Annotated in this window: 11 protein-coding genes and 1 riboswitch; of the genes, 3 read left to right on the top strand and 8 right to left on the bottom strand. The window is 64.5% G+C overall.

What is annotated here, in order from left to right:
• Window positions 1–34 precede the first annotated feature (34 nt).
• Window positions 35–862 carry an SGNH/GDSL hydrolase family protein gene (locus EWV37_RS14660; RefSeq protein WP_129702417.1) on the top strand — a complete coding sequence of 276 codons (828 nt, stop codon included), beginning with the start codon at window positions 35–37 and terminating at the stop codon, window positions 860–862.
• Here the strand turns inward: EWV37_RS14660 and metX are convergent.
• Both metX and EWV37_RS14670 read right to left on the bottom strand, forming a co-directional pair.
• Complete coding sequence (gene metX / locus EWV37_RS14665; RefSeq protein ID WP_238663346.1) at window positions 859–2,034, bottom strand: homoserine O-acetyltransferase MetX; 1,176 nt, start codon at window positions 2,032–2,034, stop codon at window positions 859–861. The genes EWV37_RS14660 and metX overlap by 4 nt on opposite strands.
• A complete protein-coding gene (locus EWV37_RS14670; protein WP_095796761.1) occupies window positions 2,031–3,425 on the bottom strand; it encodes a bifunctional o-acetylhomoserine/o-acetylserine sulfhydrylase in 1,395 nt (464 codons plus the stop codon). The genes metX and EWV37_RS14670 overlap by 4 nt, the downstream gene beginning before the upstream one ends.
• Before the next feature lie 76 nt (window positions 3,426–3,501).
• Window positions 3,502–3,620: riboswitch (SAM riboswitch) on the bottom strand.
• 115 nt (window positions 3,621–3,735) lie between these two features.
• On the opposite strand from EWV37_RS14670, the gene EWV37_RS14675 reads away from it, so the two are divergent.
• A complete protein-coding gene (locus tag EWV37_RS14675; RefSeq protein ID WP_095796975.1) occupies window positions 3,736–4,374 on the top strand; it encodes a VOC family protein in 639 nt (212 codons plus the stop codon).
• 70 nt (window positions 4,375–4,444) lie between these two features.
• Here the strand turns inward: EWV37_RS14675 and EWV37_RS14680 are convergent, their stop codons facing one another.
• The gene (locus EWV37_RS14680; RefSeq protein WP_338032832.1) at window positions 4,445–5,221 is read right to left on the bottom strand and encodes a CPBP family intramembrane glutamic endopeptidase; all 777 of its coding nucleotides are present in this window, start codon (window positions 5,219–5,221) and stop codon (window positions 4,445–4,447) included.
• Between the two features lie 36 nt (window positions 5,222–5,257).
• Here EWV37_RS14680 and EWV37_RS14685 point away from each other — a divergent pair, with 36 nt between their 5' ends.
• Window positions 5,258–7,462 (top strand): S9 family peptidase, encoded by a 2,205-nt coding sequence (locus EWV37_RS14685; protein WP_129702418.1) that lies wholly within the window; start codon window positions 5,258–5,260, stop codon window positions 7,460–7,462.
• Window positions 7,463–7,478: 16 nt separating this feature from the next.
• On the opposite strand, the gene EWV37_RS14690 is transcribed toward EWV37_RS14685, so the two are convergent.
• The 5 genes from EWV37_RS14690 to EWV37_RS14710 form a co-directional block, all read right to left on the bottom strand.
• On the bottom strand, window positions 7,479–8,585 hold the full coding sequence (locus EWV37_RS14690; RefSeq protein ID WP_129702419.1) for an NAD(P)/FAD-dependent oxidoreductase: 1,107 nt from the start codon (window positions 8,583–8,585) through the stop codon (window positions 7,479–7,481).
• A 136-nt stretch (window positions 8,586–8,721) separates the two neighbouring features.
• Window positions 8,722–9,450, bottom strand: coding sequence for a LysM peptidoglycan-binding domain-containing protein (locus EWV37_RS14695; protein ID WP_095796764.1), 729 nt, complete (start codon window positions 9,448–9,450; stop codon window positions 8,722–8,724).
• Window positions 9,451–9,871: 421 nt separating this feature from the next.
• Window positions 9,872–10,729 carry an inositol monophosphatase family protein gene (locus tag EWV37_RS14700; RefSeq protein ID WP_095796765.1) on the bottom strand — a complete coding sequence of 286 codons (858 nt, stop codon included), beginning with the start codon at window positions 10,727–10,729 and terminating at the stop codon, window positions 9,872–9,874.
• Between the two features lie 4 nt (window positions 10,730–10,733).
• Window positions 10,734–13,052, bottom strand: a complete 2,319-nt coding sequence (gene ligA / locus EWV37_RS14705) for an NAD-dependent DNA ligase LigA (protein ID WP_238663352.1) — start codon at window positions 13,050–13,052, stop codon at window positions 10,734–10,736.
• 157 nt (window positions 13,053–13,209) lie between these two features.
• Window positions 13,210–14,283 carry a MaoC family dehydratase gene (locus EWV37_RS14710; RefSeq protein WP_095796766.1) on the bottom strand — a complete coding sequence of 358 codons (1,074 nt, stop codon included), beginning with the start codon at window positions 14,281–14,283 and terminating at the stop codon, window positions 13,210–13,212.
• Window positions 14,284–14,286: the final 3 nt, after the last annotated feature.

Below are 14,286 nucleotides of genomic sequence, written 5' to 3' on the forward strand. Positions count from 1 at the left end.
CCTTCGCCGGACGGTTCGAAAGAACCACTCACTAATGAGAACCGCCGGACCCCACACACCGTTTAACGGACAGACCCACCCTGACGAGCAGGTCCCCGGCGGGCACCGCGGTTGGGCCGACCGCGTGGCCGAAGAACTGGACCGGCTCACGGATGACTTCGCCTACGCCAATCTGGCCATTCGCGGTCGTCTTTACCAACCGATCATCGACGAACAGTTGGAACCGGCGCTCGCTCTGGAGCCGGACCTCGTCACCATCAGCGCGGGTGGCAACGACATGCTGCGCCCCGGGGCGGACCCGGACGCCATCGCGCAGAAACTGGACGGCGTGATCGCGCACATCGCGGAGACCGGCGCCACCGTGGTGATGTTCGACGGGCCCGATGTGGGCAACACTCCGGTGCTCCGCAGCATCCGCGGCCGCGTGGCCATTTGGAATGAGAACGTGCGTGTGATTGCGGCTCGCCACGGTGCAGTGATGACCGATCTGTGGGGATTGCATGAACTGGCCGATCCGTTGATGTGGGCGCCGGATCGACTGCACTTCTCTCCCCTGGGTCATCAGCGGATCGCGGTGGAAGTCCTGGATTCCCTGGGCGTCGACCACGGACTAGTTCCCGATGCCCTGGAAGCACAACCTGCCAGGACAAAGCGGGAAGTCCGCAGGGATGATCTCGTGTGGGCTCGGAAGCACTTTGCGCCGTGGGTTGCCCGCCGCCTCACCAAGCGCAGTTCGGGAGACTCCATCACCGCCAAGCGGCCGAAATTCGGCCGAGCCGTGATCCCGGGTGCGGGTGAACAAGCGAATGCGCAGATTTCAAGCGACCGGCACCCCTCCGACCCGGAGGCCGGACAGGGTTAGTCCTTCAACACCGACTTCTTGAGCAGCATGCCCAGCTGAGGTGCCTCGATCAAGAACCCGTCGTGACCGCTCGGCGAGCTGATCATGTGCAGGGTCTGCTCACCCGGCAGCGCCCGCACGAGTTCGGCCGATTCCGCAGGGAAGAACAACCGGTCCGAATCGACCCCGGCCACGAGCCACTCGCACGAGGTGCCTGCCAGCACTTCTTCCAAGCTGCCGCGGCCACGCGTGATGTCGTGGGACATCAGGGTCTCGTTGACGCTCAGGTACGAGTTCGCGTCAAAGCGACCCGCGAGCTTGGAGGCCTGGTGGTCCAGGTAGCTTTCCACGCGGTAGCGGCCTCGCTCGGCCGTGTAGGTCCCGTCCACGTCCTCATTCGGCTGGGCCTCACGGCCGAACCGATAGTGCAACTCCGCGGCTGAGCGGTAGGTGATGTGGGCGATGCGCCGCGCGAGGCCCAGTCCCGCTTCCGGGAACTCACTGTCGTAGTAGTCCCCGCCGCGGAAATTCGGGTCCTGCCGGATCGCGAGCGCTTGGGCCTGTCCCCATGCGAGCAGTTCCGCGCTGGCCGAAGCACACGCCGCGATCACGCCGCACGCCGCCACTCGATCCGGGTACATCACGGCCCACTCGAGAGCCCGGGCACCCCCCATGGAGCCGCCGATCACCAGTCGCCAACGCTCGATTCCCAAAGCATCGGACAGAACGGCCTCCGCGATCACCGTGTCCCGCACGGTGATGCGCGGGAATCGGGAACCCCACGATTTTTGGTCCGGGTCCACTTCCGGTGGTGCCTGGGTGGCCGGACCGGTGCTGCCGTAGCAACCACCGAGAATGTTGGCGCACACCACGAAGTACTTATCGGTGTCGATGGCCGCCCCCGGACCCACCAGTCCATCCCACCATCCGCCCGCTTCCGCGGCCAAGCGCTCAACCTCGGGCGCGTGTTCGCGCGACTGGCCGCGTGCGACGTGGGAGTCCCCGGTCAGTGCGTGCTCGATCAACACGGCGTTGGAGGCGTCCTCGTTGAGGTGCCCCCACGTTTCGTAGGCCAAGCGCGCGCGTGGGAGACGGTACCCGGATTCCAAGGTCAAGGGACCCACGTCGATATAGCCCACTACGCCGTCCTCGCGCACGAGCGAATCGGTGGTCCCGCCTCCCACGATGGTCACGCCCGCGTTCCCTCTCCATCCGAGCCGATCGTCGACGACGCCGCAGCCTCACCCAGCGCGGCCACGGCCTCGAATCCGGATTCCAGGTCGGCCACGATGTCATCGATGGACTCCAAGCCCACGGACAGCCGCACAAACCCGGGTTCGATACCCGTGGCCCGCTGCTCCTCTTCGGTCAGCTGTGAGTGCGTGGTGGAGGCAGGGTGGATCACCAACGAACGGGCATCGCCAATGTTGGCCACGTTGGAGTGCAGGGTCAGGGCATCCACGAACGCGGTACCCGCCTCGCGCCCGCCGTCGAGCACGAATCCGAGCACGGAACCGGCACCCTTGGGCGAGTACTTCTGGGCGCGGTCGTGCCACGGCGAGGAGGCGAGGCCCGCATAGGAAACGGCGCGAACGTCGTCGCGCGCCTCGAGCCACTCCGCGACCTTCTGTGCGTTCGCAACGTGCCGATCCATACGCAAGGACAGCGTCTCGATCCCCTGCTCGATGAGGAACGCGTTGAACGGGGAAATCGACGATCCCAGGTCACGCAGCAACTGCACGCGCGCCTTCAGGATGTACGACAGGTTCACCCCGAAGATCCCGTCCTTACCGAGCGCCTGTGCGTAGACCAGGCCGTTGTAGGAATCGTCCGGCTCGTTGAAAGCCGGGAAGCGCTGCGGGTCCTGGCCGAAATCGAAGTTACCCGCGTCCACGATCATGCCGCCGATGGACGTGCCATGACCACCCATGAACTTGGTCGCGGAATGCACCACAATGTCAGCGCCCCACTCGATCGGGCGGATGAGGTACGGCGTGGCAATGGTGTTGTCCACGATCAGCGGCACACCGGACTCGTGTGCCACCGCGGAAATGGTCTCGATGTCCAGCACATCGTTACGCGGATTGGGGATGGTCTCCCCGAAGAACGCCACGGTGTTGGGCTTGACCGCCGCGCGCCACGCCTCGGGATCGTCAGGGTCGGAGACGAACGTGGTCTCCACACCCAGTTTGGGCAGCGTGTGGCGCAACAGGTTGTACGTGCCGCCGTACATGGATGGGCTAGCCACCACGTGAGTTCGGGCGCCGCCCAGGTTCAGGATCGCGAACGTGGAGGCGGCCTGGCCCGAGCTGAGCATGAGTGCACCCACGCCTCCCTCTAGGGAGGCCACGCGGTTCTCGACCACTTCCGTGGTCGGGTTCGTCAGGCGCGTGTAGATGGGCCCAAGCTCGGCCAGGGCAAACCGGTTGGCTGCCGTCTCCGCATCCGGGAACACGTAGGACGTGGTCTGGTGGATCGGCAGCGCCCGGGACCCCGTGGTGGGATCGGGTTCCTGACCCGCGTGGATCTGTCGAGTTTCGAAGGCCCAACCCTCTGGGTTGGACGGGGTGGCTGCGGGGCTCATACCGCACTCCCTCTCAGGATCAGGGGCCCGGTGATCGATCCGCAGCACGGTGCCCGTGCAGCGATCGGGCACCTGTGACCCGCGCTTGCCAACACCGAAGTATTTCGATGCGGCCTGGTCCTCACCCAGGGCACCCCACCGCGGAGGGAGGGTTGCCGGTCAGCTAGCTGGGGCTTGTCGCTGACTCTCGTGACCTGCCCTTCATTGTCCGGAGCCGGTACCTCGAACGTCAAGCCGAGTTACCCGCGTCACACGGTCATGTTTCAGCTCTCGATTTGGAGACCACTGTGCGCGGTGCCACGATGTGACCATGAAACTGGATCATGTCTCATTCGCAGCTCAATCCGATGGTCTTGAAGCCACCACGGAACGGATTGCCGATCAGCTAGGGATCGAGCCGGTCAAGGGCGGCATTCACCCGCGCTTCGGCACGCGAAACATGATCCTGCCGCTCACCGGGCACCAGTACGTGGAAGTGGTCGAGGTTCTCGAGCACCCCGCCGCAGACAAGGCGCCGTTCGGTCAGGCCGTCCGCGCACGTTCCGAAGCCGGCGGCGGTTGGCTCGGTTGGGTGGTCGAGGTGCAGGACCTCACGCCCTACGAGGACAAGTTGGGCCGCCCCTCCGTACCCGGTTCCCGGTTGTTCCCGGACGGTCGTCAGTTGGAGTGGCATCAGATCGGCGTGAAGGGTTTGATCTCGGATCCCCAGTTGCCGTTCATGGTTCGCTTCGATTCCGAGTCCGATATGCATCCCTCCCAGGCGCGCATCACGGACGTTCAGTTGGCCGGTATGGACATTGCCGGCTCGCCCGAGCGCGTGACCGAGTGGCTGGGTGGCCCGGTCGAGGACGTGCTGGCCTCACTCGACGTCACCTGGTCCGCTCCCAACGGGACGCCCGGCGTCATGGCGGTTTCCTTCGCTACGCCGGACGGCTTGGTCACCATTTAGTTTTCCCGTCGACGACGCCGCTGCCGCAACCTTTCGCTCGAAAAGGTGGCTGCAGCGGCGTCGTCGTCGATTAACCCGCCAGTAGTTGCGGGAGCAGGAAACCGGTGATGTCCAGGAGCGCGTGGGCGATGAGCAGCGGTGCGAGGCGACCGTAGCGCCGGTACACCCACACGAACACGAGACCCATGACCAGATTGCCCAGGGCGGGCCCAAAGCCTTGATACAGGTGGTAGCTGGCGCGGAAGACCGAGGTGAGGACCGCGATCGTGACCCAGGACCACCCGATGCGGCGCAGTCGATCGCACAGGAAAGCAACCACGATGATTTCCTCGACCAGACTGTGGCGCAACGCGGAGAGGATCAGGACGGGCACCGTCCACCAGTGCTCATCGAGCGCCGAGGTGTTGATGGCTGCGGTGAGGCCCAGTTCGCGTCCGGCCTGGTAGAGCCCCAGGGTTCCCAGCCCCATGACCAGGAACAAACCGAGTCCCCACAGTGCATCCCGCACGGGGCGGCGACCGTCCATGCCGATACGACGCAGCACGCCCTTGATCCGCGGCAGAGAATCCGCCATGAGATACAGCGCCAGGGCCACCGGGACCAGGGCGAAACCGATGCTGGCAAGCTGCCTGAGCAGGTCGATGGCCGGGACCGGACTCAGGACCTGATTCAAGGTGGCTTGGGCATCCGAGAGCGGCCCACGAGACAGTGTTTCGGCGAGATTGAGCACGGCGTACACCGCTGATGAGCCCAGCGAGACGCCTAGGACCAACACAATGTGGAACCACAGCTCCGAGCGTGCGGGGCGTTGTTCGAGGGGCTGCGGGCGCTGGGAGTCTGTCAACACGAACACCATTGTGCCGTGCTCCCTAGACTGGGGATCATGAGATCCGAGAAGCCCGCATATCCCGTAGCCGTTCGCCGTACCGTCCAGCGCAGTTTTCATGACCACACGTTCGACGATCATTTCGAGTGGTTGCGCGATAAGAACTCGGATCAGGTGCGGGCGCACCTGGGCCTCGAGAACGAGTACGCGGAGGCCGTGACGGCCCACCTGCAACCATTGCGGGAGCGCATTTACGGCGAGATCAAGGACCGCACTCAAGAGACGGACATGTCCGTGCCGTCCCGCAACGGGGACTGGTGGTATTTCGCCCGCACGGTGGAGGGCGGCGCCCACCAGGTCTTCTGTCGGGTCCCGGCCGTTGACAGTGCCGACACCGAGCGGGCCTGGACACCTCCGACCGTGGAACCGGGCGTCAGCCTCCCCGGCGAGGAGACATTACTGGATGCCAACGCGGCGTCCGAAACGCACGATTTCTACGCCCTGGGCAGTTTCAGTGTGTCCGAGGACGGCACCCGCCTCGCGTGGTCCGAAGACACGGCGGGCGATGAGCGGTTCACCATGTACATCAAGGACCTTGCCTCTGGCGAGATGCTGACGGACCGCATTACTCAGACCTCCTACGGGGCCTTCCTCACTCCCGATGCGTCCGAGCTCATCTACACGGTAGTCGACGACGCTTGGCGCCCCTGGCGGGTGTATCGCCATGTGATCGGCACTCCCGTTTCCGAGGACGAGCTGATCTACCAAGAAGACAACCCTGGGTTGTGGCTGGGTGTCGAGCTGTCGGCCGACAAGCAGTGGCTGATGGTCGCGTCCGCGTGCTCGGAGTATGGGGAGTACCGCATTCGCAAGGTCGATGCACCCCGGGATCCGTGGCTCACCGTGATTCCGGAAAGCGACCGGGTGCTCTACACGGCCGAGCCCATCACCGTGGCCGGCGCAGACTATGTTCTGTTGACGCACGACTATGCGGCCCCGAATTCCCGGGTCAGCCTGATGCCGCTTTCCACGGCGGGGTCGAGTATTGCGGATGTCGATCTGATCGACGTGATTCCCGCGAGCGAGCAGACCCGGATTGAGGTGTGCGAACCCACCGCCACGCACCTGGTCGTGTCTCTGCGATCCGAGACCACTCCACGCGTGCGGCTCATCCCGCGAGCCAGCCTTGACGGTCTGGTGACCGGTTCCTTCACTACCGGCTCCCTGACCGGTACGGAACCCGCCTTCGACGAGGATCTGTTCACCGCATCAGTGGTGTCTGCGCGCTACGACAACCCGGTGATTCGGGTGTCCTACACGTCCTTCGTCACGCCGCCGCGGGTCTACGACATCCCCACAGGCCCCGTGGATGATGAGAATCTGGACGAGTTCGGCGTGGGCGCACCCATCATGCGACGCGAAACTACGGTGTTGGGCGGTTATAACCGGTCGGACTACACGGTGGAGCGCGATTGGGCGGTCGCTGAGGACGGCACCCGGATCCCGATCTCCCTGGTCCGCCGCGCAGACTTCGACGCGTCCGTGCCAGCTCCCGTGGTGCAGTACGCCTACGGTTCGTACGAGGCCAGCACCGACCCCGGGTTCTCCATCTCCCGCCTGTCTCTCTTGGACCGCGGAGTGGCGTGGGTCGTGGCCCACGTGCGCGGCGGCGGCGAACTGGGCCGCTCGTGGTACGACGACGGCAAGAAGTTCACTAAGAAGAACACGTTCACGGACTACGTTGCCGTCACCCGCCACCTCGCGCAGCGTCAGGATGTCGACGCCGCTCGCATCGCAGTTCTCGGCGGTTCCGCCGGCGGCCTGCTCGTGGGCGCGGTCCTCAACTTGGCGCCCGACCTGTACTGCGGTGCCCTGGCTGCGGTGCCCTTCGTGGACCCGTTGACGTCCATGTTGATGCCTGAACTTCCACTCACCGCCCTCGAATGGGAAGAGTGGGGTAACCCCATGGAAGACCCCGAGGTCTACGAGTACATGCGCTCCTACTCCCCCTACGAGAACCTGCGGGATGCGAACTACCCACCGGTCTTGGCGGTCACGAGCCTCAATGACACGCGCGTGCTCTACGTGGAACCAGCCAAGTGGGTCGCTGCGCTGCGCGAGCACGCCGAGCATCCTGAGACCGTGCTGCTGCGGTGCGAGATGGCCGGCGGCCACGGCGGTGCGTCCGGCCGCTATTCCCAGTGGAAGGACACCGCGTGGGAGTACGCGTGGCTCGCGGAGAAGTTGGGTGTTGCGGGCTAGGCCGGTTCTCCGTGGATCAGGTGGAGATCGGCTGAGGTTGGAGAGCGGCCGCGGTGTCAGCACTGAGCCAATCTTCGATCCGGCCGTCCACCAGTAGATCTGTGGCGGCACGGGCCATGGCGCTGCTCGTTTGGAAACCGTAGCCTCCCTGTCCAGCGAGCCACAGGAAGTTGCTGACCTGCGGATCCCAACCACAGATCGGCACGCCGGACGGAGCCTCGGTACGCAGGCCAGTCCATGCCTTGCGGACGCCCGTAACTGTCAATGACGTTTCTCGTTCCACGGTTGCGATGAGATCGTCTATAGCGTTCGGGCGAGGCTGGGCATCACAAGCAGGACTCGGTTCGGCTTCGCCCCACGAGATCATGGCGCCGTCCTCGTCGGGGCGGTAGTACCACCCGGATCCGGCGTCGTCGACCATGGGATGCGTCGCGCCCAGAGGCTCGCTCAGGGAAACCAGTGCCGCGGTCCGTCGCAGCGGCTGCAACTGCTGTGGCACCGCGCCGAAGAGTTCCGCCACGTGATCCGCCCATGCACCGGCGGCGTTGACCACCGTGTGAGCTATCAATTGATCGTCACCGACGGTCAGCGCCCAGGTGCCGTCATCTGACGGCTTTGCCGCCGTGACTTTGGCGCCCGTAAGGATCCGAACGCCGGCCTGCTCGGCTCGTTGTCGGTGCCATTCCACGAGCGCAGTGGCATTGGTACGTACCGCAGAATCGTCGATGATCGCTGCACTGTAGCGCTCGGGGTTGCCCGCCAGCTCCGGGCAGTACTCGAAAAGTTCCTCGCTCGACAAGGCGCGCAGACCCGGGACGGTCATTGAAGCGACGTCGGCGGGTGAACCCGCCACCACGAAGGGGCTGGGCCAGGCGAGTGGAACCGGAGCAGCGCGGGTGGGCTTGACCAGAGCGGGAATGGTGAGCCTGGTCAATTCGAGAACCGGTTCCGGGCCGTAGCTGGGAATGAGTTGCTGGGCCGATCGAGAGGAGGTGTGATGCGCCAGCGCGGTTTCCGCTTCGACAAGCGTGATCCCCTCCCCCGATCCCCGACAATCCGCGAATTCGGAAGCCAACGACAAGCCGGCTATGCCGCCACCAATGATTACCGTGTCCACCATCATGTGATCATTCTTTCATTTTCACTATTGACTGCGGATATGCGAAAGCCCCGTCCGCATAATACGGACGGGGCTTTCGGTGATCCTGCAGCGGCGAACCGCTAGCGGGGATCAACCATCGAATCGATGTTCAGATCAATCAGGCAGGAATGTTCAGAACCTGGCCCGGGAAGATCAAGTTAGCGTTCGCCACGGAGTCAGCGTTAGCAGCGTGGAGAGCTTCCCAGCCGCCGTTCACGCCGAGCTTGGCAGCGATGGTGCCCATGGTGTCGCCGGCCTGAACGGTGTAGGAAGCACCGGTCGAAGCAGCCGGGGCCACGGGAGCAGCCGGAGCGGAGTACTCCACAGCGGCGGGGGCGGCAGCCGGAGCGGCCGGAGCCTCAACCGGAGCAGCGGGAGCGGCCGGAGCAGCAACGGGAGCCTCAGCAGCGGGGGCCGGAGCCGGAGCGGCCTGCTCCTGCTTGACCTCGTTGGCCTGGGGAGCCACAGCAGCGGCAGCAGCAACGGGCTGCTCGGCAGCAGCGGGGGCCGGGGTGCCGGAGAGGCCCAGCTTGGCCGAGCATGCGGGCCATGCGCCCCAACCCTGCTCCGCCTGAACATTGGTTGCAACGCGAATCTGCTCAGCCTTGGAAGCGTTTGCAGCATTCCCGGTACCACCGAAGGCAGCCCAGGTGGACGGGGTGAACTGCAAACCACCGGAAAAACCGTTACCGGTGGAGGTGCCCCAGTTGCCACCGGACTCGCACTCAGCGAGTGCGTCCCAGGGCGAAGCGGGAGCTGCGTTGGCCGGCATGGCCATAGCACCTACAGCTGCACCGCCGATCACGAAAGCAGCGGCACCACGGCGAATAACGTTCGAAGTCTTCATCATGCTCCGTAAGGCCACCTACGCTCGTTCCCATCCCTGGGTGTCTTCGCGCCGTCGTCTACCCATGAAAAGTTGAGTTCAGGGGTAGTAACTACGGAATGCTGCCCTGTAGACGACGTACGGTGTTGCAGCAGCATCCAGCATGTCTTGAGGCGCAGATCATGTCCGCCTCAAGCGTTGCGGACTCCCGCGTAAGGAGAGTCCTTTGGGGAAGTCGTTGATAACGATAGCGTAACAATTCTCGTTACGCCAAATCAATTCCCAAAGTTCTGGCGCATCCCTTTGGGGGACACAGCCCGTGCACCCGCGGGGCGCACGACGCATGCCACGCTATGACACCCGGTCGCTAGGGGTCAACTGTGTGTGAGGTTAAGCACATGTAACGGGATGATAGAGATTTGATAACGGTGGCGTAGAACGGCTATGTAGCGCGCGCGGAGGCTCCGATGATCGTGGTGCTCCGCACCCGCTCATAGTGCTCCGCGTAACCGTGTTCGTCCTGGTCGGAACCACGAAGTGCGGTGGGTGCCGGCAGGTCTGGGCGCTGCACGTGAGCGCCTGCTTCCTCGGCGATCAATGCTCCCGCAGCCCAGTCGTGTTCGTGGAGCCCTCGTTCCGAGTAACCGTCCAGTGTCCCGTCAGCCACCATGCAGAGATCCAACGACGCCGCTCCGAGCCTACGCATGTCCGTGTAGTGGTCCATGGTGTCCAGAAAATTTCCGAACTGTTCGCGGCGGATCACGGGATCGTAGGAGAACCCGGTTCCATAGAGGGCGCCGGTTCGATCCGGCACAGGCCCCGTGAGTCTCGAGTCCTTGCCGTCACGGCGCACCCACGCACCCATGCCGCGCACGGCGTAGTAGATGCGTCCGAGAGCCGGCGCGTGTACCACGCCCACGAGCCAATTGCCCTGGTCGTCACAGGCGGCCACCGATGTGGCGTAGTAAACGATGTCCCGGATGAAGTTCGTAGTGCCGTCCAAGGGGTCCACGGACCAGCGCACCGGCGAGCGGTTCTCCGGCACGTGCGTGCCCGATTCCTCACCCGTGATGGCGTCCCAGGGGCGCTCGGCGCGCAGCACGTCGACCACGGCGTTCTCCGCGGCGACGTCGAAGGCAGTGACCCAGTCCCCCGCGGACGTCTTGTTGACGGCGTCGAACTCGGACTCGTCCCGCTTCTCCAGAACTGCCGCGCCGGCAGCCGCAGCGTGGAATGCCGTTTCCAGAAGCTCTTCGAGTTCGGTGGTGTCCGGGCCCAGGCCCTCGAGTACGCGATCCATGTGTTCAGCTCTCCTGCATTTCGGTCGGGTTTTCTGCTGTGCCTGCGTCGTGCTCGGCGGCATTATCGCCGTCATCATCACCGAAGGCTGAAGGCCCCTCTGTGAGCAGTTGTTCGAATCCGGCCTCGTCCAGCACCGGGACTCCCAAAGACTCGGCCTTGTCCAGCTTGGACCCCGCATTCTCCCCCGCGACCAAGAAGTCAGTCTTCTTGGATACCGAGCCAGACGCTTTGCCCCCGCGCACCAGGATGGCTTCCTTGGCGGAGTCGCGGCTGTAATTCTCCAGCGATCCCGTGACCACCACGGTCACGCCCTCCAGAGTTCGTGGCGTGGATTCGTCGATCTCTTCTTCCATGCGGACGCCAGCCACAGCCCACGTATCGACCACGTTCCGGCGCCAGTCCTCGCTGAAGAACTCCTTGACCGCCTGTGCGATAACCGGCCCCACGCCGTCGGTGCCCGCCAGCGTTTCCTCGTCCGCGTCACGAATCGCCTGCATCGAGCGGAAGGCAGTGGCGAGCGAGCGCGCGGCGGTCGGTCCCACGTGACGGATCGACAGCGCTACCAATACGCGCCACAGTTCCTTGGACTTGGCCTTCTCGAGCTCCTCGAACATCTGCTCCGTGGTCTTCGACGGGACGCTGGGTTTGGTCTTGGTGGCCTTGGTCCAGAAGTACGGAACCAGCTGGAGGGTGACTTTCTGGGTTTTCTCGCCGGTTTCCTTGTCCGTGGTCGTTCGCTTGGCCTCGCGCCAGATCTGGATGTGTTCGAGGTCCGCCGCTGTCAGATCGAACAACCGTGCCTCATTGCGCAGGGGCGGCTCGGAGAACTCGGTGCCATCGGGCGCGTCCAGCGGTACGGGCTGGGTAAGCGCCTTGGCGGCTTCGTCGCCGAGTGCTTCGATATCGAACGCGCCGCGGCCGGCTGCGTGGGATACCCGCTCCATGAGTTGGGCTGGGCAGCTTTCGGCGTTGGGGCAGCGAATATCAACATCGCCCTCCTTGGCGGGGCGCAGCTCGGTGCCGCAGTTGGGACAGTGCGTGGGCATCACGAACTCGCGTTCGGAACCGTCACGCAGAGCCACCACCGGGCCCACGATCTCCGGAATCACGTCCCCTGCCTTGCGGAGCACCACTGTGTCCCCGATCAGCACGCCCTTGGCCTTGACGACGTCCTGGTTGTGCAGGGTGGCCATCTCGACCGTGGAACCGGCAACTTTCACGGGTTCCATCACGCCGTACGGGGTCACGCGACCGGTGCGCCCCACGTTGACCCGAATGTCCAGGAGTTTGGTATTGACCTCTTCCGGCGGGTACTTATAGGCCACGGCCCAGCGGGGCACGCGAGAGGTGTAGCCCAGTCGGAACTGGGTGCGGCGGTCGTTGACCTTGATGACAATGCCGTCGATCTCATGGAGCAGGTCGTGGCGCTGGGTGCCGAACTCCTCGATGAACGTCAACACCTGGTCGATGCTGTCCAGCACCTTGGAGTACGGGCTGACCGGAAGCCCCCAGGACTTCAATACGTCATAGGCCTCGGACTGGCTCTCCAAGTCGAAGCCCTGCGCGGCGCCAATGCCGTGCACGAACATCGACAGCGGCCTGCGCGCGGTGACCTGCGGGTCCTTCTGCCTCAGCGACCCTGCCGCGGCATTACGCGGGTTGGCGAACGGAGCTCGCCCTTCCTCCACGATGTGCTCGTTGAGCGTTCGGAAGTCCTTGGACGAGATGAACACTTCACCGCGGATCTCGACCTCCTGCGGGAGATTCTCGCCGGTGAGCTTCTGTGGGATGTCCTTGATGGTTGCCACGTTGTGGGTGATGTCTTCACCGGTTGTGCCGTCACCGCGGGTCGCGGCTCGCACGAGATCGCCGTTTCGATAGAGCAAGTTCACGGCCAGACCGTCGATCTTGACCTCGGACAGCCACTGGACCTTGGGTGCGCCAGGGAGATTGGCGATCTGCGCTTCGGCCCGCGTGAGCCAGGCGGTGAGCTCGTCGGTCGAGAACACGTCCTCCAGGGAGTACATCTTCTCAAGGTGCTTGACCGGCGCGAAGGCTGCGGAGACCTCGCCACCCACTTCTTGCGTGGGCGAATCATTGGCCACGAGGTGAGGGTTCAGAGCCTCGAACTCTTCGAGCTTGCGGTACAGCTCGTCGTACTCGGCGTCCGAGATGGTGGGCTGGTCGTTCACGTAATACGCGGTTCGTGCCTCTCGGACACGATCCGACAGTTCCGCGTACTCCTCACGCAGCGCCTCACTGGGCTCGTCCGGATTGAGATCCTGCCCGGACGCATCCGTGGCCTGCTGAGTTTTCGTCACCTTGTTCTCGCTCACCACACCATTGTGTCCCACGGCTCGGACATGCTGCAGTGGTCATCGGCCGGCCCACAGCGAAAAGGACGGTGCAACCGAGACCATTTGCATCTCGGTCGCACCGTCCTTCACACGCGTCGGATCAAACCGTCCTCATGTGCCGTTACAACGGCTTGACCACCAGTTCCAAGTGCGGCTTGTTCCGCTTGGGGTTCCAGGCGATCACGCGGGAGCCGTTCCAGTGTTCGCGGCGCCCGTCGTCGTGAACGGACACGGCCACGGTTGCGGGCAGCAACACGGGTGCTGCGAACTCGACCGACCAAGAGAACGGCACCTCGGAAGGCACCCCGGTGGCCGCGAGCGCGCGGGACGCGGTGTACATCCCGTGCGCGATTGCACCCTTCATGCCCAACGCCTTGGCCGACGGACCCGAGAGGTGAATGGGGTTGTAGTCCCCGCTCACCCCGGCGTACTCACGCCCCGTGTCCGCTTTGAGCGACCACTGCGCGGTTTGCTGGGGGGCATTGAAAGGCACGGTCAACGAGGAGTCCGTCCACTCTTCCTCGCTCGTACGCGCACCTTCACCGGCGATGGCCGCGGTTTGGCCCTTGGCCAGATAACCGGAACGCCCCGCCCACACGACGGTTCCGTCGTTTCGGGTCAGGGTGACGACGGCGTCCACAACAGTCCCAGCGCGGTGGGTGCGCAGGTTCTCCGTCCAGGCCGTCGCGGTGAGTTCTTCACCCACTGCCACGTTCATGACGTGCTGCACGCTGTTGGTCAGGTGCACCATGCCCATAACGGGCAAAGGGAAATCCTGCCGGGTCAGCACGGACATGGCTACGGGGAATGCCAAGGAGTGCAGGGCACCGGAGAACACCGCGGTCTCGGACGATCCAGGAACCAACGGTCTGGGAGTCGCGTGCACCACGCGGCAGAATTTCTCGTGCCACTCGGCATCCACTGTCAGGCCCTCGACCACGTGCGCGATCTTGGGAACTTCCAAGGCGGCTCGCAACCGGTCTCCCCCGCGGTTCAGGAGTGATGCGGGGAGCACCTTGCCCAGCGGGGACTTGCGCAATGCCGGCAAGGCGCGTGCGGCGGCGTCGCTCGCGAAACCACCGGCGGCGCTGGCACCGGCCGTGGCGTACAAGAGCCCAAGGTTCGGCTTGGCGGCCGGTTGGACTTGTTCGTAGTTCTCGGGGACGGTGGGTAACTGTTCAGCTGAACGGGTCATGGT

The organism is Kocuria carniphila (genome assembly GCF_004136555.1).
In the GTDB taxonomy this organism is placed as follows: Bacteria; Actinomycetota; Actinomycetes; order Actinomycetales; family Micrococcaceae; genus Kocuria; species Kocuria carniphila.